At 38.3% G+C, this 23,527-nt stretch carries 21 protein-coding genes, 1 tRNA gene and 5 other RNA genes; 1 reads left to right on the top strand and 26 read right to left on the bottom strand.

All coding sequences use genetic code 11. The features are described from left to right. Positions 1 to 715: 715 nt before the first annotated feature. Complete coding sequence (gpmA, locus tag ArsFIN_RS05855; RefSeq protein WP_026823244.1) at positions 716 to 1,468, top strand: 2,3-diphosphoglycerate-dependent phosphoglycerate mutase; 753 nt, start codon at positions 716 to 718, stop codon at positions 1,466 to 1,468. A 53-nt stretch (positions 1,469 to 1,521) separates the two neighbouring features. Here gpmA and aroG read toward each other — a convergent pair whose 3' ends face one another. The 26 genes from aroG to sucA form a co-directional block, all read right to left on the bottom strand. Then, entirely contained in the window at positions 1,522 to 2,583 is a 1,062-nt protein-coding gene (aroG, locus tag ArsFIN_RS05850) for a 3-deoxy-7-phosphoheptulonate synthase AroG (protein ID WP_026823243.1), read from the bottom strand. Positions 2,584 to 2,788: 205 nt separating this feature from the next. Next, positions 2,789 to 3,508, bottom strand: coding sequence for a nicotinamide riboside transporter PnuC (gene pnuC, locus ArsFIN_RS05845; protein ID WP_026823242.1), 720 nt, complete (start codon positions 3,506 to 3,508; stop codon positions 2,789 to 2,791). A 13-nt stretch (positions 3,509 to 3,521) separates the two neighbouring features. Continuing rightward, positions 3,522 to 4,580 carry a quinolinate synthase NadA gene (gene nadA, locus ArsFIN_RS05840; RefSeq protein WP_026823241.1) on the bottom strand — a complete coding sequence of 353 codons (1,059 nt, stop codon included), beginning with the start codon at positions 4,578 to 4,580 and terminating at the stop codon, positions 3,522 to 3,524. A gap of 256 nt (positions 4,581 to 4,836) precedes the next feature. Continuing rightward, positions 4,837 to 4,964: non-coding RNA, RtT sRNA (locus ArsFIN_RS05835), on the bottom strand. A gap of 41 nt (positions 4,965 to 5,005) precedes the next feature. Next, positions 5,006 to 5,133, bottom strand: a non-coding RNA gene (locus ArsFIN_RS05830) — RtT sRNA. 41 nt (positions 5,134 to 5,174) lie between these two features. After that, positions 5,175 to 5,302: non-coding RNA, RtT sRNA (locus tag ArsFIN_RS05825), on the bottom strand. Between the two features lie 41 nt (positions 5,303 to 5,343). After that, positions 5,344 to 5,471: non-coding RNA, RtT sRNA (locus ArsFIN_RS05820), on the bottom strand. A gap of 41 nt (positions 5,472 to 5,512) precedes the next feature. Further along, positions 5,513 to 5,640: non-coding RNA, RtT sRNA (locus tag ArsFIN_RS05815), on the bottom strand. A 41-nt stretch (positions 5,641 to 5,681) separates the two neighbouring features. After that, a tRNA-Lys gene (locus ArsFIN_RS05810) sits at positions 5,682 to 5,757 on the bottom strand. A gap of 145 nt (positions 5,758 to 5,902) precedes the next feature. Continuing rightward, on the bottom strand, positions 5,903 to 6,664 hold the full coding sequence (ybgF, locus tag ArsFIN_RS05805) for a tol-pal system protein YbgF (RefSeq protein WP_026822756.1): 762 nt from the start codon (positions 6,662 to 6,664) through the stop codon (positions 5,903 to 5,905). Between the two features lie 9 nt (positions 6,665 to 6,673). Then, entirely contained in the window at positions 6,674 to 7,171 is a 498-nt protein-coding gene (pal, locus tag ArsFIN_RS05800; RefSeq protein WP_026822757.1) for a peptidoglycan-associated lipoprotein Pal, read from the bottom strand. Positions 7,172 to 7,215: 44 nt separating this feature from the next. Beyond that, positions 7,216 to 8,508, bottom strand: coding sequence for a Tol-Pal system beta propeller repeat protein TolB (gene tolB / locus ArsFIN_RS05795; protein ID WP_026822758.1), 1,293 nt, complete (start codon positions 8,506 to 8,508; stop codon positions 7,216 to 7,218). 133 nt (positions 8,509 to 8,641) lie between these two features. Further along, positions 8,642 to 9,646: a cell envelope integrity protein TolA gene (tolA, locus tag ArsFIN_RS05790; protein WP_026822759.1), complete on the bottom strand. Its 1,005-nt coding sequence runs from the start codon at positions 9,644 to 9,646 to the stop codon at positions 8,642 to 8,644. 34 nt (positions 9,647 to 9,680) lie between these two features. After that, on the bottom strand, positions 9,681 to 10,103 hold the full coding sequence (gene tolR, locus ArsFIN_RS05785; RefSeq protein ID WP_026822760.1) for a colicin uptake protein TolR: 423 nt from the start codon (positions 10,101 to 10,103) through the stop codon (positions 9,681 to 9,683). A 17-nt stretch (positions 10,104 to 10,120) separates the two neighbouring features. Further along, on the bottom strand, positions 10,121 to 10,804 hold the full coding sequence (tolQ, locus tag ArsFIN_RS05780; RefSeq protein ID WP_026822761.1) for a Tol-Pal system protein TolQ: 684 nt from the start codon (positions 10,802 to 10,804) through the stop codon (positions 10,121 to 10,123). Next, positions 10,801 to 11,196, bottom strand: coding sequence for a tol-pal system-associated acyl-CoA thioesterase (ybgC, locus tag ArsFIN_RS05775; RefSeq protein ID WP_026822762.1), 396 nt, complete (start codon positions 11,194 to 11,196; stop codon positions 10,801 to 10,803). The genes tolQ and ybgC overlap by 4 nt, the downstream gene beginning before the upstream one ends. A 112-nt stretch (positions 11,197 to 11,308) precedes the next feature. Continuing rightward, complete coding sequence (gene ybgE, locus ArsFIN_RS05770) at positions 11,309 to 11,608, bottom strand: cyd operon protein YbgE (RefSeq protein ID WP_034249582.1); 300 nt, start codon at positions 11,606 to 11,608, stop codon at positions 11,309 to 11,311. Between the two features lie 2 nt (positions 11,609 to 11,610). Then, positions 11,611 to 11,733 (bottom strand): cytochrome bd-I oxidase subunit CydX, encoded by a 123-nt coding sequence (gene cydX, locus ArsFIN_RS05765; protein ID WP_071846865.1) that lies wholly within the window; start codon positions 11,731 to 11,733, stop codon positions 11,611 to 11,613. A gap of 12 nt (positions 11,734 to 11,745) precedes the next feature. Next, entirely contained in the window at positions 11,746 to 12,885 is a 1,140-nt protein-coding gene (gene cydB, locus ArsFIN_RS05760) for a cytochrome d ubiquinol oxidase subunit II (protein WP_026822764.1), read from the bottom strand. A 17-nt stretch (positions 12,886 to 12,902) separates the two neighbouring features. Continuing rightward, a complete protein-coding gene (gene cydA, locus ArsFIN_RS05755) occupies positions 12,903 to 14,468 on the bottom strand; it encodes a cytochrome ubiquinol oxidase subunit I (protein WP_026822765.1) in 1,566 nt (521 codons plus the stop codon). 734 nt (positions 14,469 to 15,202) lie between these two features. After that, positions 15,203 to 15,370 carry a hypothetical protein gene (locus tag ArsFIN_RS26235; RefSeq protein WP_167876664.1) on the bottom strand — a complete coding sequence of 56 codons (168 nt, stop codon included), beginning with the start codon at positions 15,368 to 15,370 and terminating at the stop codon, positions 15,203 to 15,205. A 47-nt stretch (positions 15,371 to 15,417) separates the two neighbouring features. Continuing rightward, the gene (locus ArsFIN_RS05750) at positions 15,418 to 16,602 is read right to left on the bottom strand and encodes a hypothetical protein (RefSeq protein WP_051297003.1); all 1,185 of its coding nucleotides are present in this window, start codon (positions 16,600 to 16,602) and stop codon (positions 15,418 to 15,420) included. A gap of 572 nt (positions 16,603 to 17,174) precedes the next feature. Then, positions 17,175 to 18,050: a succinate--CoA ligase subunit alpha gene (sucD, locus tag ArsFIN_RS05745; RefSeq protein ID WP_026822766.1), complete on the bottom strand. Its 876-nt coding sequence runs from the start codon at positions 18,048 to 18,050 to the stop codon at positions 17,175 to 17,177. Positions 18,051 to 18,053: 3 nt separating this feature from the next. After that, positions 18,054 to 19,220 carry an ADP-forming succinate--CoA ligase subunit beta gene (gene sucC / locus ArsFIN_RS05740; protein ID WP_026822767.1) on the bottom strand — a complete coding sequence of 389 codons (1,167 nt, stop codon included), beginning with the start codon at positions 19,218 to 19,220 and terminating at the stop codon, positions 18,054 to 18,056. Positions 19,221 to 19,355: 135 nt separating this feature from the next. Then, on the bottom strand, positions 19,356 to 20,585 hold the full coding sequence (gene odhB / locus ArsFIN_RS05735; protein ID WP_026822768.1) for a 2-oxoglutarate dehydrogenase complex dihydrolipoyllysine-residue succinyltransferase: 1,230 nt from the start codon (positions 20,583 to 20,585) through the stop codon (positions 19,356 to 19,358). Beyond that, on the bottom strand, positions 20,582 to 23,410 hold the full coding sequence (sucA, locus tag ArsFIN_RS05730; RefSeq protein WP_026822769.1) for a 2-oxoglutarate dehydrogenase E1 component: 2,829 nt from the start codon (positions 23,408 to 23,410) through the stop codon (positions 20,582 to 20,584). Before sucA ends, odhB begins: the two co-directional genes overlap by 4 nt. Positions 23,411 to 23,527 lie beyond the last annotated feature (117 nt).

The following is a 23,527-nucleotide window of genomic DNA, read 5'->3' as shown; positions in this document are numbered from 1 at the left end:
ACTTAATATATGGAAATATAACATACTGATTGGTATTTTTAATATACTAATTGTCTTATTCTATTTTGTGCCTGAAACTAACGGAAAAGTTTCTCTTATAAAAGGAAAATTGGAGCCATAAGGCTCCATTTTTTTAATCTGTTGTTACAAATATAAATATACACACATGATTTTAAAATAGTTATATAATATTGCTAAAATCTATTATTAATGATTTATTTACATCTCTATTCTATCTATTGTCTGTCAGATTAAATATTTAATTTCTCCAATCTCAGTTTTTATTAATTTATCACATAAATAATTAACATAAATTTCACTTATTTTACTGAAAAGTTTATTTTAGCAAATAATTCATTATCTTTAGCGCTTAGTATTTTGTTGTCATAGATAAAACCAATTTCAATAATAGGCAAACTCAATATCAAAACGCTCCTATTATTTGTCATATCGGTTCAACTCTATTTTTAAGTAACAAATTTATCTGGCTAACGCTATTTTAATATTACTACACTTAAATAATACTTATTTATATAAACAAAAAAAGACTATTTTTTGCGCGTTTTAGCAACCACTTGAATGCTAGGCTGGTTAGATTCGGGTAGATCTTGGTCAACAATTTCAAAACGAAAACAGTTATATTTGGTATTCAGTTTCATGGATAATATAATAATTCAGATCGATTTTAATGAATGTATCAATAGGAGTTTAAACTATGGCAGTAACTAAGCTGGTTCTTGTAAGACACGGCGAAAGCGAATGGAATAAAGAAAACCGGTTCACTGGCTGGACTGATGTTGAACTTTCCGATAAGGGTCGCGAAGAAGCAACAGAGGCAGGCCAGCTATTAAAAAAAGAAGGTTTTGTTTTTGACTATGCTTATACATCTGTTTTAAAACGTGCCATTCATACATTGTGGAACATTTTAGATCAAATAGATCAACAGTGGCTTCCCGTTGAAAAAAATTGGCGGCTTAATGAACGTCATTATGGTGCGCTACAAGGTTTAGATAAAGCAGAAACAGCAGCAAAATATGGTGACGATCAAGTTAAATTATGGCGTCGTGGCTTTAAAATTACACCACCAGAATTAACCAAAGATGACTCTCGTTACCCTGGCAATGATCCTCGTTATGCAAATTTGCAACCCTCAGAGCTCCCTGTCACTGAAAGTCTTGCTACCACAATTGAACGTGTTGTCCCTTATTGGCAAGAGGTGATTGAACCTAGAGTTAAAAAAGGTGAAAAAGTCATTATTGCTGCTCACGGTAATTCATTGCGGGCATTAGTTAAACATCTGGATAAGATGAGTGAAGACGAGATCCTTGAACTTAATATTCCAACCGCTGTGCCACTGGTCTATGAATTTGATGAAAATATGCAACCTATTAGGCACTACTATCTTGGTGATCAAGCTGAGATAGCCGCTAAAGCGGCCGCTGTTGCTAATCAAGGTAAAGCAAAATAATTAAATTGCATTTATAAGTATAAGGCCACTTTGTGGCCTTATTAATTATGAATTTAGATGCGCTTTTTACGACGTATTCGTACAGCTTCAGCTAAACGATTTAATAATTTTTCACTATCTTGCCAACCAATACAAGCGTCTGTCACACTTTTACCATACGCTAACGGTTTATTTATACTTATATCTTGATTTCCTTCAACAAGATGACTTTCAACCATTACTCCAATGATTGCTTTTTCACCATGACGTATTTGATTAGCAACTTCTTCAGCCACTTCAAGCTGTTTTTTATATTGTTTACAGCTATTTGCATGACTAAAATCAATCATAATTTGGGCTGTTAAGCCTGATTTTTGCAAACTTTCTTTAACGGCCTGTATATCTGATTCACTATAGTTAGGCTTTTTACCGCCACGCAAAATAATATGGCAATCGAGATTACCGCTAGTATTTACAATTGCTGAGTGACCCCATTTAGTAACCGATAAAAAACAGTGAGTCGCTTTAGCCGCATTAATTGCATCGATAGCCACTTTTATTGTTCCATCGGTACCATTTTTAAAGCCTACCGGGCAAGAGAGACCGGATGCTAATTCACGATGAACTTGAGATTCCGTAGTCCGAGCACCAATCGCTCCCCAACTGGTAAGATCAGCCACATATTGAGGCGTAATCATATCAAGAAATTCACCCGCTGTCGGTAAGCCTAAATTATTAATGGTTACCAATAAATTACGTGCAATACGCAATCCTTCATTAATATCAAAACTGTTATCCATATAAGGATCATTAATTAAACCTTTCCAGCCAACAGTCGTACGTGGTTTTTCAAAATAAACACGCATAACAATTTCTAGATCATCTTTCAACTCATCGTGAATTCTTTTTAGTCGTTGTGCATATTCAATCGCAGCTTTTGGATCATGAATTGAACATGGACCAATAACAACCAAAAGCCTGTCATCCTTACCAGTTAGAATTTGATGTATTGATTCACGCGCTGTTTGAACTGTCAAAGCGGCTTTATCGGTTGCCGGAAATTTTTCTAGTAATGCAACTGGAGGCAATAACTCTTTTATCTGTTTAATTCTAATGTCATCATTCTTATAAGTCATCTTTTCTGCTCAATGTATCGCTTGTTGGACAATATATTCTCTAAAAATAAATAAAAGATGAACTCAATTTAACCTCTAGGGATATAAGAGTAAATATGTTCTCATATTTATAATATAAATATTTAATAACAATATATAATACAATATAAAATTTTTAAGCCTAAATTTTAAATATATTATACGGTTATACTAAGATAAGTAACAATTAACCGGCTAAAAATATCGAACCATTTTCTTTAGCTGATCGACGCCAAAGTCGAAAACCATTGATTGAAATACCGAGTAACATCAAATATTCGAATGACATCGCTAAAACACCTTGCAAGTAAAAAATAACAACACTAATAATATTGATAATAATCCACAGTAACCAGTTTTCAGCATATTTTCGTGTCATTAATACCATAGCAATAATGGATAGTACCATCATTGTTGAATCCCAAAAAGGAAATGCATCGGGCTCTATTTGTACCGGTTCAATATGAAAACCTAATAAATGTGCGATGTCCCAAGTAACATGGGCAAGAAAAATAAATACTTTATCAATGTTAAAACTTAATAGCAGCGTTGAAATAATAGCGATAAATAAAGTTATCACGACTTTCGAAAAACTCATCCAGCGGATTTTAAGTCTTACTTCATGATAAGCATCTACTCGACTCCAAGCGTACCAACCATATGTATTTGCTGCGAAAAAGAAAATTTGTAACAACAAGCTAGCATACAATTGAATTTGAAAAAAAATAACAGCAAATAATGTAACGTTTATTAGACCAAAAAAATAATTAATAATTTTTTCTTGGCTAGCAAGCCAAATGCATAAAAATCCAGCTATCGTGGCCACGGCTTCAATATAAGATAAATTATAACCATTGCTGCCAAGAGCAATATGTACCATAGTATTACTAGTATTGAAAAACTCCATTCCTATTACCCTATTAACACTTATAATTCAGCGACTTAATATTAGCAGCAAACGACAACATTCGCTCCAAAGGCTTAAATGCTCTCTCCCTTAATTCATCATTAATAAAGATTTCATGTAATTCACCTTCTTTTTTTAATCCTTGTTCAATAGTTTTTAAGCTATTCATTGCCATCCAAGGACAATGTGCACAAGTACGACAGAACGCACTTTCACCTGCCGTTGGCGCAATATAAAATGATTTGTCTGGACATGCTTGCTGCATTTTATAAAAAATACCTTTCTCCGTTGCCACAATTATTTGCTGATTAGACAAATTTTGTGCAGCTTGAATCAATTGACCGGTTGAGCCAACTACATCCGCAAAATCGACAACAGCTGCTGGGGATTCTGGATGCGCTAATATTGCCGCATCAGGATACAACATTTTCATTTTCTTCAAGGCTTGAATTTTGAATTCATCATGTACAATACAAGTAGCTTGCCAGCAAAGGATATCTGCCCCGGTTTTTCTTTGTACATAATTACCTAAATGTCGATCCGGCGCCCAGATAATTTTTTGTCCTTGACTATCTAAATAGTCAATTAATTCAACTGCAATACTGGAAGTTACAACCCAGTCAGCTCTAGCCTTAACAGCGGCAGAAGTATTTGCATAAACAACCACTGTTCGCTCTGAATGTTGATCACAAAATTCTGCAAACGGCTTTGCGGGACACCCTAAGTCTAACGAGCACTCCGCTTTCAATGTTGGCATTAATATTTTTTTTTCAGGATTTAAGATCTTGGCCGTTTCTCCCATAAATCTAACTCCAGCAACAACTAAAGTCGATGCGGGATGTAGTGAGCCAAAACGTGCCATTTCCAGTGAATCAGCTACACAACCACCGGTTTCTTCGGCTAGAGCTTGAACGTCAGGATCAGTATAATAATGCGCGACTATAACCGCATTTCTCTTTTCCAACAATAGCTTAATAGATTGTTTACAATGTTTTTTTTCACTAGCCGTCAAAGGTGTTAATTTAGTAGGAAATGGATAACTGGCTAAATTGAAATCAATAAAATTAGACATTTTTCACTCACTTGTTTAGTATTTATATTCAAAATAATCATTTTTAGCAAAAAAAACTATTTATTCGCTTATTTTGTTTCCTATGCTAAACAAGATAATCAATATTTAAAATTTTGTCGCTTAATTTTTTACTATAAAATTGCAATAGATAACCGATTTATCCATTTGGTAAAAACCAATACTCTTTTTCAACCACATTCAGTATTCAAATAATATGAAATTAGCTTTTGGCTGAAATAGTAGGAATATGTTTAGATGGTGGGTCGTACAGGATTACTCGGCCTACGGCCTCACCCTGCGGGTCGTTGTGCTTTGCACAACGCTGTCTCGCTACGCTCGGCTCGAACCTACACAGCTTCTCATCCTGTACTCTCATTGCAATATATTATTTTAGTGGCTTTAGAAAGTATGAAGAGATCTTTAGATGGTGGGTCGTACAGGATTACTCGGCCTACGGCCTCGCCCTGCGGGTCGTTGTGCTTTGCACAACGCTGTCTCGCTACGCTCGGCTCGAACCTACAAAGCTTCTCATCCTGTACTCTTATTGCAATATATTATTTTAGTGGCTTTAGAAAGTATGAAGAAATCTTTAGATGGTGGGTCGTACAGGATTACTCGGCCTACGGCCTCACCCTGCGGGTCGTTGTGCTTTGCACAACGCTGTCTCGCTACGCTCGGCTCGAACCTACACAGCTTCTCATCCTGTACTCTCATTGCAATATATTATTTTAGTGGCTTTAGAAAGTATGAAGAAATCTTTAGATGGTGGGTCGTACAGGATTACTCGGCCTACGGCCTCGCCCTGCGGGTCGTTGTGCTTTGCACAACGCTGTCTCGCTACGCTCGGCTCGAACCTGCACAGCTTCTCATCCTGTACTCTTATTGCAATATATTATTTTAGTTTCTTTGAAAAGTAATAAGCGATCTTTAGATGGTGGGTCGTACAGGATTACTCGGCCTACGGCCTCGCCCTGCGGGTCGTTGTGCTTTGCACAACGCTGTCTCGCTACGCTCGGCTCGAACCTGCACAGCTTCTCATCCTGTACTCTTATTGCAATATATTATTTTAGTTTCTTTGAAAAGTAATAAGCGATCTTTAGATGGTGGGTCGTACAGGATTCGAACCTGTGACCAATTGATTAAAAGTCAACTGCTCTACCGACTGAGCTAACGACCCATCTGAAGTTACCTGAGGTGATGGCGGTGTATATTACTTATTTTTACTAAGGGTGCAATTGTTTTTTTACTGAATGAATTTAAATGCTTATTAATCACACAATTATCCCCGAAATAAACAGCAGTATACACTTCGGGGTTATTCATTAGAGTGATGCTAATTTTTTTTCTGCCAATTGCGCACTCGGACTGCCAGGATACGCTTTAATCACTTGTTGATAAACAACACGTGCTTTATCACTTTGCCCTTTTTCTTGCATCAATAACCCTACTTTATAAAGGGATTCTGCCCCTTTAGGTGAATTAGGGTAGTTTTTAACAACGGTAGCAAAATAAAAAGCCGCATCATCTTTATTTCCCTGATTATAATTTAACTGTCCAAGCCAATAATTAGCATTGGGCTGAAGATTAGATTTAGGGTAAGTTTTGATAAAATGCTGAAAAGAACTAATTGCCTGCGCAATTTGCTGTTTAGATTTACTCTTAATAGCAAGTGCAACTGCCGTATCATAGTCAGCCTTTTCACTCGCTGGTTTAGCTGTAGTAACAGCATTACTGCTATTATTACTGTCAGCATTAGCCTTCACCTTATTTGCACCTGTGGTCAATGAGTCCAACTGCATATAAAGATCTTTTTGTCGCTCAATAACTTGACTTAATTGATATTGGTTTTCTTGAATTTGGCCACGTAAGCTATCAATGTCCCGCTGCGCATCCGATAACTGCTGCTGAATTTGATATAATAATTGCCCTTGAGAATTAACCGCAGTCTCAATTTGAAGAAGACGATCACTGGTAGAGCCTGAGCCGACATTAATGATTGGCGCTTGGGCAATAGCGACTGCTGGAGCCGCTACGCCAACCAATAACGACAGAGTCAAATAAAGATGTCTGAAGTTACTGTTCATGTAATACTCTTAATATGCCAGTACCGCACGACGATTTTTAGCATATGCTGATTCGTCGTGACCTAGTACAGCCGGTTTTTCCTTACCATAAGACACGATAGCAATTTGCTCACCGTTGACGCCCTTGCTCTGCAAATACATTTTTACCGCATTAGCACGACGCTCACCAAGTGCAATATTATACTCTGGTGTACCCTTTTCATCTGCATGTCCTTCAACAGTAATCTTAACTGAAGGGTTACCACGCAGGAAAGTTGCATGTTGATCCAACAGTTGTGCATATTCTGGGGTGACATCGTACTTATCGAAACCAAAGTAAACAATGTTGTTACTTTGCAATTCTTGCATCTGCTGATGAGCTAATTGCTCCGCAGACAAGCTAGCGTTACTATCTGCTACATTGTTTTCAGTACCTGTCTTGTCATTGCCTTTTTTTGAGCTACATGCTGCAACGGCTAGCATAGGTAACGCTAACATTAGCCCTTTAAGCACTTTATTCAATTGCATCTTGTTCGATCCTTTAATAGTTATTACATACTTATTATTATGCATCACAAATACGGTGACCAGGCAGGAAATTTAACCTGTCCATCAGTCGCCGGCAGACGCGCTTTGAAACGCCCATCCGTTGATACCAATTGTAATACAGTCCCTAACCCTTGTGAGGAGCTATAAATTACCATAGTACCATTAGGTGCAATACTCGGCGTTTCATCTAGAAACGTATCCGTCAAATATTCAACGTTACCCGTTGCCAGATCCTGTTTAGCAATGTGCTGTTTACCATCACTCGAATTGACCATTACCATAAACTTACCGTCAGGGCTGACGCTTGCATCCTGGTTTTGTTTGCCTTCCCAAGTAATACGCTCTGGCACACCACCATTAATATTCAGTTTGTATATCTGTGGACGCCCAGCTTGATCAGAAGTATAAATAAGTGTCTGATTATCTGGCATCCAATTTGGTTCAGTATTGTTACTGCGACCATCTGTTATCTGGCGAGTTTGACCACTGGCCAAATCCATTACATACAGATTTAAACTGCCGCTTTTTGACAGAACAAAAGCCAGCTTGGTTCCATCAGGGGAAAAGGTAGGTGCGCCATTATGCCGCGGGAAAGACGCAATTTGGCGGACTTCACCCGTTGCTAACGTTTGTATAACCAACGCAGAACTACCGCTTTCAAAAGTTACATAAGCTAATTTTTCACCATCAGCTGACCAGGCTGGAGACATAAGGGGTTCGGGCGAGCGGTGGACAGTAAATTGATTATAGCCATCATAATCGGATACCCTTAATTCATAAGGAAACTTTCCACCATTGGTTTTCACTACATAAGCGATACGGGTACGAAATGCACCGCGGATACCGGTTAATTTGGCAAACACTTCGTCACTAATAGTATGTGCCGCATAGCGTAACCATTTTGCCGCCACTTTCAATTGATTTTGCGTTAATACGGCGCCAGGAGAATTCACCACATCAACCAATTGATAACTAATAATATACTGACCATCAGCAGCAGGTTGTACCTGGCCAACAACAACCGCATTAATGCCTAATGCCGTCCAAACATTGGGGGTGACTTCCGATGCGGTGGTTGGTTGTTGAGGCATATGGCTGGGATCAATAGGATTAAATTTACCGCTATTTCGTAAATCAGCCGCAACAATTTGTCCTACATTGTCGGGTAAAGTACCCGTTCCGGTCCATTTAAAAGGTACAATAGCAATAGGCTGTGCAGTATTGATACCTTGAGTAATTTCAATACGAATTTCTGCCTGAGCATATGCCGCCCATAGTATTAGAAAACCTAATAATAATTTAAATGCCTGCTTCATTTTTTCTCCCTTATCACGTATTCACGTCCGTAATAATTAGCTTAAATATTAACAAAGGTGAATACACAAAACCAGATAACTGAAAAACTTTTGTTAATTTTCCTAACCTTATGCTATTCATAACACTCATTTACTAAGGTTTGAAGACTAAAGTACTTCCCTGTTCATTAAATGCATCATAAATACTACGACTAGGCGGTTTAGGCATTATCGCTGTCTTGGCTGCACGTATCGCTGCGTCGCAGAGTGATTGATCATTTGCTGCGCTACTTTTAGCTGCAATACTAATTAACATGCCGTCAGGAGCAAGTTTTATGCTTAATTCGCATGTTTTGCCACGATAAATATCAGCATTATAAAATTTGCTCTGAATCGCGGCTTGGATCTTGCTCTGATAATTAGCCACGTCTGAACTGGATGCTCCACTTTTTCTATTTCCTCCTTCACCCGCCGCCGCTGCACCTCCGGTTTGCTGAGTAGGCTGTTGAGCAGTTAATCCACCAAGCAGATCTTCAACCGCAGCAGCCTGTTTGGCTGCATCGGCTTTTTTCTTGGCAGCTAGCGCCTTAGCGGCTTTTTCAGCTTTTTCTTTGGCCTCTGCTTGGGCTTTAACCTTGGCTATTTCAGCTTCTTTTTTAGCTTGCGCTTCTGCTTTTGCTTTTGCCTCTGCCTGCTCTTTTAGTAGCCGTTCTTGTTCTGCTTTAGCTTTAGCGGCAGCCTCTTCAGCAATTTTCTGCTGTTCTTTGGCATTTTTAGCCGCTTCTTCTGCTTGTTTGCGTTGTTGCTCGGCCTCTCGTTCTATTTTAATACGCTCCTCTTCAACCATTTTTAAGCGTTTTTGTTGTTCTTCCTGCTGTTTTTGTAGTTCTTCTTCTTGTTGTTGCAGACGTTTCTTACGCTCAGCATCGGCTTGTTTGGCACTAGTTTGCTGCCGTTGCAGTTGGTTATACTGTTCTATTACGGCACCGGGATCAACCATAATAGCATCAACTACTTCACCACCTTGACCGCCACCACCAAGTTTAATAATTTCATTCAATGAACCCAAAATAATAAAACTAAATAGTAAAACGTGAAGTATTATAGAGAGTACGACAGAGCGACTCAGTTTATTTTTTTGCTCTTTTGTCTTTCCCACAACAGATTTCCAAACCAGTAATTATGCAATTACATTAAATAGGCTGAGTCATAAAGCCAACCGATTTAATGCCAGCTTGATGAAGTATATTTAGCGCTTTAATAACTTCTTCATAAGGTACATCTTTAGCGCCGCCAATTAAAAAAATGGCCTGCGGATTTTTTACCAATGCGGCTTTTGTTATTGCCGCAATCTGTTCTGGCGGTAAAAGCTCTTCTCGATGACCATCAATAATGACACTGTATTGCCCTACGCCAGAAACTTCAATAATAATGGGTGGATTATCACTACCTGACACAATTTCTGATTGTGCCGCATCGGGTAATTCTACTTTCACACTTTGCGAAATAATCGGAGCCGTTGCCATAAAGATCAATAACAATACTAACAGTACATCCAATAAAGGAACGATGTTAATTTCAGATTTCAGTTCACGTTTATGTCGAGTCCGTGCCATCTCTCTGTTCTCCGCATTTATTGCTTTTCAGAAGCAAAAGCTTGACGATGCAAAATAGCTAAGAATTCTTCCATAAAATTGTCATAACTTTGTTCCAGTTTATTGACTCGCTGATTTAGTCGGTTATAAGCCATTACAGCTGGAATAGCGGCAAACAAGCCGATTGCCGTTGCAATTAATGCTTCAGCAATACCCGGAGCAACCATTTGTAATGTTGCCTGTTTAACCGAACCTAACGCGATGAAAGCATGCATAATTCCCCAAACGGTACCAAATAATCCAATATAAGGACTGATTGATCCTACCGTACCTAAAAAGGGAATATGTGCCTCCAATGATTCTAACTCACGATTCATTGATATTCGCATCGCTCTAGAGGCACCGTTCATCACGGCTTCAGGGGTATGAAGATTAGCTTGGCGTAAACGAGCAAATTCTTTAAAACCAGAATAGAAAATCTGTTCTGAACCGGTTAATGAATCACGCCGAGCCTGACATTCTTTATAGAGACGTGATAGCTCAATACCAGACCAAAAACGATCCTCAAATGCTTCCGTTTCTCGAGTTGCTGCATTTAAAATTTTGCTTCGTTGAATAATAATGGCCCAAGAAGCAATAGAGAATCCTATTAGGATCAACATAATTAGTTGAACCAAAAAACTCGCTTTAAGGAATAAATCTAAGATATTCATGTCAGTCACTGCTTAAACTCCGCGACAATAGACTCAGGAAGCCGGGTAGGCTTCATTTTAGATGTATCAATAGAAACAATAATTATTTCTGCTGTGCAAATTTCTTTTCTTTGTTGATTAATTAATCGGTGCAGAAAAGTCAATGATGTATGTTGAACATGGGTAATTTTTGTCTCAACGGTCAATAAATCATCCAATTTAGCGGGGTATAAATAGTCAATTGTCATTTTACGTACGACAAAAGCTAAATTTTCTTCTCGTAATTTCTGCTGTTCAAATCCTTTTTCTCGCAACATTTCCGTTCTAGCACGCTCGAAAAAATGTGCATAACGTGCATGATAAACTATACCTCCCGCATCTGTATCCTCGTAATAAACACGGATAGGCCAGCAAAACAGCATATTTTTACTCCCCTTGCTATCAATAAATTACCCCTCACTATACTTAAGTGAATCATCTATTGGAATGATTTATAAATAAAGTTACAAAAAAATAGTGAAATATAAACTTATTTTAAAAAATGAAACTCACTCGCAAGAAATAAAATAATCCGCCAGCCAGAATCAAAACAGCAGGTAATGGATAAAAAAAATAACGCCAAAACGCTTTTTTAGGTAAAAACCCAATACCAAAAATTATTCCACTACAGGTTGCCCAAATTAGCAATAATCCCTGCCATGTAGCAAGAGAACTGGTATTTGAGGCAAATAATGTTGGATCCCAGAGAACACAAAAAGCCATGGCAAATGCCATAAAGAGAATAAGGATCCGAAACGGACCCTTATTCATTAATCTGTAGATTTTATCTACCATTATCATTCACCAGTATGGTTAGCTTTGTTAGCCGCATTAGCTTCAACCTGCTCAATAGCCAGAGCTGCAATGACAGCGAAACTACAAGCAAGTAGCGTTCCTAAAATCCAAGCAAAATACCACATGCTATTCGCTCCTTAATATAATGAATGCTTGTTATTTTCAATATGCATTTTGTCAATGCGACCAAACATTTTGTAATAACACCAAATTGTATATGCCAGTATTATTGGCACAAAAATGATAGCAACAACTGTCATCACTTGTAATGTAAATAAGCTTGAAGTGGCATCCCAAATCGTCAAACTGGCATTAGGCTGTATACTGGAAGGCATAATGAATGGGAACATACTAATGCCGAAAGTTAAAATGATACATGCAATGGTCAGTGATGAAAATAAAAATGCCCAGCCGGCTTTATTAAGTTTGGTACCTAAGATAGTCAATATTGGAAAAATTAAGCCCAGTACAGGTAATGCCCATAAGCTGGGATGATGATTAAAATTAACCAACCATGCCCCTGCTTCTCTTGCTACTTCTTTATGTAGCGGATTAGAAACAGCATAGGTATCAATGCTACTTTTAATCGCATAACCATCAATCCCATATATCAACCAAAAGCCAGCACCTGCAAAAGTGATTAAGGTTAAAAAAGCGGTGAGATAAGTGATATTACGTGAACGTAAATGTAATTCACCTAGCGTGCGCATTTGAAGATAAGTCGCGCCTTGGGTAATTATCATCATTATAGAAATAATGCCCGCTAATAAACCATAGGGATTGAGTAAGCCCAAGAAAGAACCAGTATAATTCAAATACAATTGGTCATTGACTGCAAAAGGAACACCCTGTAACAAATTGCCAAAAGCAACACCAATGATCAGCGGAGGAACAAAGCTACCAATAAATATGCCACGATCCCACATATTACGCCATTTGGCGTTCTCAAGCTTTGAACGATAGTCAAACCCTACTGGTCTGAAAAATAGTGACGCCAAGACTAATATCATGGCAACATAAAAACCGGAGAATGCTGCTGCATAAACCATCGGCCAAGCCGCAAATAGGGCTCCACCCGCAGTCACTAGCCAAACCTGATTACCATCCCAATGCGGTGCAATTGAATTGATCATGATGCGACGTTCAGTATCTGTTTTTCCCATAAAGGGTAATAAGATACCAACCCCCATATCAAAACCATCAGTCACGGCAAAACCGATCAGCAACACACCAATCAGTAGCCACCAGATAAATCTTAGAACTTCATAATCAAACATGAATGGACTCCTGTTTACTAAGCGTCTTGGGCTGAAATATTTTGTTGCTCATAATGATAACGACCTGTTTTAAGGCTACTCGGCCCTTTACGTGCAAATTTGAACATTAAGAACAATTCAATAACCAAGAACAAAGTATACAGACCACATATTAGCGCCATCGAAAAAATTAGATCTGCACTGCTTAATGATGAATGCGCAACCGCTGTCGGTAAAATTTCACCAATTGCCCACGGTTGGCGGCCATATTCAGCAACAAACCAACCGGATTCAACGGCAATCCATGGTAACGGAATACCAAACATAGCTAACCGCAAAAGCCATTTTTTTTCGCCAATACGGTTACGAATAACAGACCAAAATGATAAGCCAAAAATAAGTAACATTAGGAAGCCACAAGCGACCATAATGCGAAACGCCCAGAATAGCGGTCCAACTTTAGGAATACTATCTTTGGCTGCCGCTTTAATATGTTCTTCGCTGGCATCAACAACATTAGGTGTATAGCGTTTTAACAATAATCCATAACCAAGATCTTTTTTATTTGTATTGAATGCTTTTCGTATAGCAGGATCGTTATCACCAGCCTGTAATCGTTTTAACAGGGCATAGGCTTTTATACCATTACGGATACGAACTTCATGTTGCGCCATTAAATCTTTTAAACCTAAAACCGGCGTATCGATAGAACGGGTGGTAATAATTCCCATTAACCATGGAATTTCCACTGCGAATTCGTTTTTCATTTTTTCGCTATTAGGTATAGCAATAAGATTAAATGAGGCCGGCGGTGGTTGGGTTTCCCATTCAGCTTCAATAGCGGCTAACTTGGTCTTCTGTACATCACCCATTTCATAGCCCGACTCATCACCCAACACTATAACTGACAATACTGAGGCGATACCAAAACTTGCTGCTATCGCGAAAGAACGTTTAGCAAAGGGTCGATCACGACCTCTGAGTAAGTAATAAGCACTAATGCCTAAGACGAACATGGCACCCGTACAATAACCTGCGGCAACGGTATGAACAAATTTAACTTGTGCCACGGGATTTAAAACTAATTCTGAAAAACTGAGTATTTCCATCCGCATAGTTTCAAAGTTAAAATCAGAAGCAATCGGGTTTTGCATCCAACCATTAGCAACTAAGATCCATAGCGCAGAAAAATTAGAACCCAGCGCAACCAGCCATGTACTAGCTAAATGTTGGGTTTTACTTAAACGATCCCAGCCAAAAAGAAATAAACCAAAAAATGTTGACTCCAGGAAGAACGCCATTAATCCTTCAATTGCCAATGGCACACCAAAAATATCACCAACATAATGGGAATAGTATGACCAGTTAGTTCCGAATTGGAATTCCATGGTCAAACCGGTTGCAACACCTAAGGCAAAGTTAATAGCAAATAACTTACCCCAGAATTTGGTCATATCTTTATATATCTGTTTACCTGAAATAACATATACCGTTTCCATTATGGCTAGTAAAAATGACATACCAAGTGTTAATGGCACAAACAGGAAATGATACATTGCAGTTAAGGCAAACTGTAAACGGGACAGTTCGACAATATCAAACATCTTGACTCCTTGCTCCTAGCAGGAAGACACCGACTTGCGGCGACCTGACTTTCATAATGCAAAGATGAAAGCCTCATAACTACCAGCTTTATACATCTTAAAATAACGATAAAAAATTTATCAAAATATAACAAACATCTTAATAATAGTACTCTTATATACACTTATAATAAATAGCTTTAATACGATTAAGATTGAAATTTTACGACTAAATCAACATACCGCTACATTTGAATACTAGCTAAATTTGATCTGTGCCAATTTTATTGAAAAATGAAAATAAAACCTATGTTATCGTTTGATTTAAATCAATTTTTATTAAAATTATCAATATATTAAAAAGCGACTTATTGTTCAGTACATGTTAATAAAATAGGCAATAATTCAAGCTAACAATTTAGCAGTTAGATGGCTTGGAACAACGATCTAAAACATTACTTAACAAACCAGAAATAGGATCTTTTCAATCCGTATAACATCATTTTTGCTATTAAAAAACTAAGTTTACCAACATTTCTCACAGCCTAAAGATAAAAAAGCCACTATCTATAGTGGCTTTTACTAATCATAGTATGAATCAGGTTATTTACTAGTCACTAATTGCTTATCGGCTGCAGTAATTTCAGCTAAACTTACGAACCGTTTTTATCCCTGCCGCGGCGAAAACAGTAAACCTTCATCTGCAATATCCTGCCACCAACCATTGCTCGTCATTATCTCGATGAAAAAACGGCTCAATGGGCAAAGTTTGTAAATTTATTCCCATTAAAAGTGTAAGCAGCAAAGTGAACGCCGCTATATCGATACACTACCGATTGCCAGTAAACTAAAAAAACCAGCGTAGTTGCATGCTGAATTTTTGCAAGACAGATAGCCTGACTGATGCTATCGCGTTTAACCAAGCCCTGATCATTAGGTTTTTTTATTGTGTTGAAAAGCTTAACTTAAACTAAACAATAGCCGGTACATCAAAATGCTCTTTGTTGTCGAAAGTTAATTCGATATTTCCTTCATTACCGTAACTGTCAACAACCTTAATAACAGGATTATTAATTACATCTTTCCAGCCTTGTTGATATATATTACTGCTAACCGGAATGGTATTTTTAAATAAAATTAAGTTAACAGCAGCACTTTTATCATCGATATATTCTTTTCTTACTTTTGGATTACACAGATATTGTGTAGGATAACTGCTAGCGTTATTATTTAGTATGTAAAAACCATCAATATCAATAATATCGTTCATTGAATACCATAAATTAACCTGATAACTATTTTCCTTATATTTTCCAATAACTGCGCAAGGATAATGAGGCTCCCTAAAAATAGAAAAACATTTAAAAACACGAGGTGTTTTCCAAACACTCATTTCCTGGCTTATATCCAAATTTTTTATCGGTCTATAAGTAATAGTATGTTCTTTAAAAAAATTATTCATTCCTGTTTCTTTACTAGGAAAAATTTTGATAATTGAATTCATTATTTTTCCTTTAATAGAAGAAGAACCGCTACTAGTATTATATGTTTGACAATCTAAATCAGCTATCTCAGACAATAGTCCTGCTTCTATCATAATGTTATTTTTATCACTATAACGTATAGGTTCTTTGGCAATAATAGTAATATTTTTCGGGTTTTTAAATTCACTGCCATCTTTGCCACTTGGGCCATTTTTAGTCGATGTGCCAAATTGAGACGTATTAAATTTACCTACACCCGGAATGTCAACACCACCGGCAATAACAGCCCCGTTATCCTGTCTGTCACAGGAAACAAACTTATGGATACTGATAAAACCGTCATCCATGACTTCAATTTTTTCATGCAAAGCATCGGCGCTTTGGATATATTCAATCACTTTGTTATATCCATTGTCTTTGTCGGATATTTTCCAGCCCGATTTCAGGTCATTACCCGAAAAAAAGTCACAAAGGAAAATATGTTCTCTTATATCCTCTTCTCTTAATGAAATAGGTGAAAGATTTTTATCTACTATACGTAGAGTAACCATAACCTCTACTTGATTTCTACCATTACCATAAATTGCAGCTTTATTATTAACCGAATTTGGAAAATCAATACTCAAATGGGTTAGGCGATAAAAATCATCCCAAATATTAGATGAACTCATAACAACCTCCAGAAATAAAAAATAAAGAAAATTTTTTTGCAATAAATTTAATTAAAGAACTTTTTAAATTCTTTATTTTTATGTTCACATAATATTTTATACTTTCCTATTTAATAAAAAATAAAAATCATGATAAATAAATTTCACTTAAGTAACAAATGGTTAGATTTAAAAAATTATTATATTTATGTTAAAAATAATATAAATTTATATTTATTAAAGTAAAATAAAATTATGATATTAAATGTTAACCGTTTTTTATTTTATGGCTGTTTTGATAGCCGCATATAATTGAATTATTTTTGATTACTGCTCTATGAGATTTAAGCCTCATAAATATAATTGATAAATATTTATTTGACTGATTTTTTATATAAAAACTAAACAATAGAATTCAGGCTATAGCAGAAGGGCATATATACCCTAAAATAAGGGGTCAATATCTTGAGGTGTAAATCGTAAAGTGGATAAAATGTGGATGATGTTAAAAAATCCATTTATACATCAATAAGTTATATAGCCAAAAAAGCCACTATCTATAGTGGCTTTTACTAATCATAGTATGAATTAGGTTATTTACTCGTCACTAATTGCTTAACGGCTGCACCAATCTCGGCTAAACTACGAACCGTTTTTACCCCTGCTGCTTCTAGAGCAGCAAACTTCTCATCTGCAGTACCTTTACCGCCAGCAATGATGGCGCCAGCATGGCCCATACGCTTACCTTTAGGTGCTGTTACGCCAGCAATATAGGCAACAACTGGTTTTGTGATATGTTGTTTGATATAAGCGGCCGCTTCTTCCTCCGCTGTACCACCAATTTCACCAATCATAACGATAGCTTCAGTTTGTGGATCTGCCTGGAATAGTTTCAATATATCAATAAAATTTGAACCAGGAATAGGATCACCACCAATACCAACACAAGTAGATTGGCCTAATCCTGCATCCGTTGTCTGCTTAACGGCTTCATATGTTAACGTGCCAGAGCGTGATACAATACCGACTTTACCGGCTTTGTGGATATGTCCGGGTTGGATACCAATTTTACATTCACCCGGTGTAATAATACCCGGACAGTTTGGCCCGATCATTCGTACCCCAGTTTCATCTAACTTTGCTTTCACGATTAGCATATCTAACGTGGGGATCCCTTCTGTAATGGTAATAATCAGTTTGATGCCACTATTGATCGCTTCAAGGATCGAATCTTTACAGAATCGCGCAGGAACATAAATTACCGATGCCGTTGCGCCTGTTGCTTTTACCGCTTCACGTACGGTATTAAAAACCGGTAAGCCTAAATGAGTTGTACCACCTTTACCTGGCGTTACACCACCGACCATTTTTGTCCCATAAGCAATCGCCTGCTCTGAGTGAAAAGTTCCTTGACTACCGGTAAATCCTTGGCAGATAACTTTAGTATTTTTATCAATTAAAATAGACATTACTTATTTCGCCTCCGCTGCTGCTACTGCTTTTTCTGCCGCATCGGTCAAACTGGTTGCCGCCGTGATCTTTAGGCCACTATCCGCTAACTTTTGCGCTCCTAGCTCAGCATTATTGCCTTCAAGACGAACAATGACCGGGACTTTTACCCCAATTTCTTTAACTGCGCCAATAATACCATCAGCAATCAAATCGCAGCGAACAATGCCACCAAAAATATTAACCAAAACGGCGCTAACATTTTCATCAGATAAGATAATTTTAAATGCTTCTGTTACACGTTCCTTCGTTGCCCCACCACCGACATCGAGAAAATTAGCCGGAGCGCCACCATGCAACTTGACAATATCCATGGTTCCCATGGCTAAACCAGCCCCATTAACCATACAACCAATATTGCCATCTAAAGCAACATAGTTTAACTCCCATTCTGATGCATGAGCTTCACGCGGATCTTCCTGAGAAATATCACGCAGCTTCTGTAATTCTGCTTGGCGATAGAGTGCATTACTATCCACACTAAGCTTGCCATCCAGACAAATTAAATCCCCTTGCTTAGTTATGACCAGGGGATTAATCTCGATTAACGCCAGATCACGCGCGAGAAAAATTGTCGCTAATCCGATAAATAGGTTGCTAAACTGCTCGACTTGTTTACCGCTCAACCCTAACTTGAAAGCAAGCTCTCGTGCTTGATAAGGCATAGGGCCAGTTAAAGGGTCAATAATGGCTTTATGAATAAGTTCCGGTGTCTGTTCTGCGACTTTTTCAATTTCAACCCCACCTTCAGTAGATGCCATAAAGACAATCCGACGAGTGGCACGATCTATTACCGCCCCCAAATAAAGCTCTTTATCAATATCCGTTGCTGCTTCTACTAAAATTTGATTAACAGGCTGTCCATGGGCGTCGGTTTGGTAAGTTACTAAGCGTTTTCCTAACCAATTTTCAGCAAAAAGCCGGACTTCGTCGCGATTATTAACCACTTTCACACCACCCGCTTTACCTCGGCCACCCGCATGCACCTGACACTTTGCCACCCAAGGACCATTACCCAATTTTGTCGTGGCATCTTCTGCCTCTTTTACTGTTTTACAAGCATAACCGGTCGGTACTGGCAAACCATAATCCGCAAGCAGCTGTTTTGCCTGATATTCGTGTAAGTTCATGATGCTCTATCCATAATTTAGCCTGACAGAGACATAACAAGTCTCTATCTATTTTTATCTAAACATTGGTCAATAAAAAATTAACCAAGCTTTACACTCCAGACTGAGTAAATAACTTCACTCTAATTTGGTTATCTAGATGTCTAACAATAAACGAGCTGGATCTTCCAACATATCCTTTATTGTCACCAAAAAGCTAACAGACTCACGTCCATCAATTAAACGGTGATCATAAGAAAGCGCTAAATACATCATTGGCAAGATTTCGATTTTACCATCAACAGCCATCGGCCTATCTTTAATAGCATGCATACCTAAAATTGCACTTTGCGGCGGATTAATAATCGGGGTTGACATTAAAGAGCCAAAAACACCACCGTTAGTAATGGTAAAGTTTCCACCAGTCAATTCTTCAACCGTTAATTTGCCGTCACGTCCCTTAACTGCCAACTCTTTAATACGCTTTTCAATTTCTGCCATGCTCAGCGCATCTGCATCACGTAATACTGGTGTAACTAAACCTCTCGGCGTGGAGACAGCAATGCTAATATCAAAATAACTGTGATAAAGCACATCTTCACCATCAATAGAGGCGTTCACTTCAGGATAACGCTTTAACGCTTCAACAACCGCTTTCACATAGAAAGACATAAAACCTAAGCGCACACCATGCCGTTTTTCAAAACTTTCACCATAATGTTTCCGCAAATCAAAAACTGGCTTCATATTGACTTCATTAAAAGTAGTCAACATGGCGGTATTGTTTTTCGCTTCCAGTAAACGTTCTGCAATGCGTTTACGTAAACGTGTCATTGGTACACGTTTTTCACTTCGATGTGAAGATGTTGATGATGTCGTTGTAGATGCATCATTTTGCTGCTTAATCGATCTGTTTTCGCTCGCTGTTGATTGGTTTTTAATATATTTCTCAACATCATCACGCGTTATACGCCCCCCTACACCGCTACCTTTGATATTGGCCGAGTTTAAATCATGCTCGGCAATTAAACGACGAACAGCCGGTGTTAATACATTATGACTCTCTTCTTCAAGACTAGCAGTTTGACGTTTCGCTGGTGCGGACTCAGTCGTCTCTTTTACCTCAGCCGGAATTCCCGTACTATCACTAAGCTTTATGCGACCTAATAGTTGTTTAGATAGAACTGTGGCTCCCTCTTCTTCCAAAATTGATTCCAATACACCTGAATCTGCTGCTGGTACTTCGAGTACAACTTTATCCGTTTCAATTTCCACTAGCACTTCATCGCGCTCTACCTGATCACCTGGTTTCTTGTGCCAAGTTGCCACTGTAGCATCAGCAACAGATTCAGGAAGATCAGGAACAAGAATTTCTATGCTACTCATTTTCTATCCTTTAATTTATTTACTTTTAGTGCATCATCAACCAATGCTTTTTGCTGTTCTTGATGAACAGATGCGTAACCTACGGCGGGTGAAGCAGATGCAGGGCGCCCCGCATAACTTAATAATGAACCTTTTGGAATTGCTTCCCGGATATTATGTTGACTACAATACCATGCACCCTGATTAAGAGGCTCCTCTTGACACCAAACAAAATCACGCACATGTGCATAAGGTTCCAGCGCTGTTTCTAAATCTTTATGGGGGAATGGATATAATTGTTCAATACGAATAATAGCCAGATTTTTTTGTTTGTTTTCACGACGTTGTTCAAGTAGATCATAATAAACTTTACCTGAACATAAAACGACTCGTTTGACTTTTTTCGCATCTATTGAATCAACTTCACTAATAACTTGCTGGAATTCACCATTTGCTAACTCTTCCAAACTAGAAACCGCAAGAGGATGGCGCAGTAATGACTTGGGTGACATAACAATCAATGGACGCCGCATATTACGAAGTATCTGACGACGGAGCATGTGATAAACCTGAGCGGGAGTAGACGGAACACAGACTTGCATATTTTGTTCCGCACATAATTGTAAATAACGCTCTAGACGGGCAGAGGAGTGCTCCGGACCTTGGCCCTCATAACCATGGGGTAACAACATCACTAATCCACACATGCGCCCCCATTTCTGTTCACCAGAACTAATAAACTGATCAATAACCACCTGCGCCACATTGGCAAAATCACCAAATTGAGCTTCCCAAATAGTCAAGACCCGTGGTTCTGCGGAAGCATAACCATATTCAAAAGCAAGTACCGCTTCTTCAGACAAAACGGAGTCCCATACGTCAAATATTCCTTGATTTTCACGTATATTAGCCAGAGGGACATACACTGAACCATTGGTTTGATTATGTATAACTGCATGGCGATGAAAAAACGTACCGCGACCGGCATCTTCACCGGATAAACGAACTTGTATGCCTTCATCGACTAATGTTGCATAAGCTAAAGTTTCTGCTGCTCCCCAATCGAGTAGTTTTTTACCGCTCGCCATTACCTGACGATCACTATAAATTTTTTCAACCCGAGGCTGCATGACAATCTCTGCCGGAATAGTACTTAAACGTTTAGCCAAATCTTGCAGTCGTTTCTTTTTAACTTTGGCAGGGTAAGCATCACTCCATTCATGATTTAAATAAGGTTTCCAGACCGAATAGTTAGTTCCCATTGGACGCCATTCTTCAACGACACAATCACCGTGATCTAATTTATCACGATAGAGATTAACCATTTCAGTTACTTCATCGCTAGTGACTGTCTTTTCCGCTATTAATTTATCGGCATAAATTTTACGCGGTGTAGCATGTTTTTTTATTTTTTGATACATAATTGGCTGAGTAGCACTCGGCTCATCCGCCTCATTATGACCATGTCGACGATAACAAACTAAATCAATGACAACATCGCGTTTAAACTTATTGCGAAAATCTAATGCCAGTCGAGTAACAAAAGCAACCGCTTCGGGATCATCGGCATTGACATGAAAAATAGGTGCTTGCACCATTTTCATGATATCAGTGCAATATTGTGTTGAACGTGCATCTTTAGGATTGGATGTGGTAAAACCGATTTGATTATTAACCACAACCCGCACTGTACCACCAACCTCAAAACCACGAGCCTGAGACATATTCAGCATTTCCTGAACCACTCCCTGGCCAGTTACCGCTGCATCACCATGGATAGTAATGGGCAGTACCATATTACTACGACCTTCATCTAAACGATCACGACGTGCACGGACAGAACCAATGACTACTGGACTAACTATTTCTAAATGTGATGGATTAAAAGCTAAAGCTAAATGAACCAAAGCGCCTTCTGTTTTAAAATCAGAAGAAAAACCCTGATGATATTTAACATCACCAGTTCCTAAATGATCTTTATGTTTACCGGCAAATTCATCAAACAGATCTTTTGGTTGCTTACCTAAAATGTTAACTAAAACATTTAATCGCCCACGGTGCGCCATACCCAATACCACTTCACGCGTATCCTGTTGACCTGCATGACGGATCAAATCCTTTAGCATCGGAATGAGTGAATCGCCTCCTTCTAGGGAAAAACGTTTTGCGCCAGGAAATTTTGCGCCCAAGTAGCGCTCTAATCCCTCAGCAGCAGTTAACTCTGATAAGAAGCGGATTTTTTCTTGTTTGCTAAATTGTTCGCTAACCGGCGTGGCTAGTTCTAGGCGCTGTTGGATCCAACGTTTCTCTTCAGTATTGGTAATATGCATGTATTCAGCACCAATAGAAGCGCAATAAATACGCTTCAGTGCCGTATACAGCTCACTTAATTTCATTGTTTCCTGGCCAATAGCAAAAGAACCAACATTGAACGTTTTTTCAAAATCAGCATCAGTTAAATCATGAAATGCAGGATCTAAATCAGGCACAGTTTCTTGTTTCCATAGCTCTAATGGATCAAGATTTGCATTTTGATGTCCTCTAAAACGAAATGCGTTTATTAATTGGAGGACTTTAACTTGCTTGGCATCCAAAGACGGATCACTAACCGAAGTTTGATAACGTGTAGAATCTTTCGCCAATGAACGAAAATATTCACGTGTTTTAGTATGGGAGTATTCACCGTTGGAGCTTGCACCTGGTAGTTTATCAAAAATGTCTCGCCAGTCTGCATTAACGGAATTAGGGTCAATTAAGTAGTCTTCATAAAGCTGTTCGATATAAGACTGATTTGCACCAGCTAGAAAACTTGAATCTAGCCAGTCCTTCATTACGCCGTTGTGCATTGTGATCCCTTAAGCCTATAGGCTTTAGTTTTCGTCGTAGTTAACAGTACCGTTTTTATATAGACGGTTTCAATAAAGATTCTTTGAACGTGTTCTATGCACGATTATTAATAAAGG

Source organism: Arsenophonus nasoniae (genome assembly GCF_004768525.1).
Classification (GTDB): Bacteria; Pseudomonadota; Gammaproteobacteria; order Enterobacterales; family Enterobacteriaceae; genus Arsenophonus; species Arsenophonus nasoniae.
This window is presented reverse-complemented; position numbering and strand designations above follow the sequence as displayed.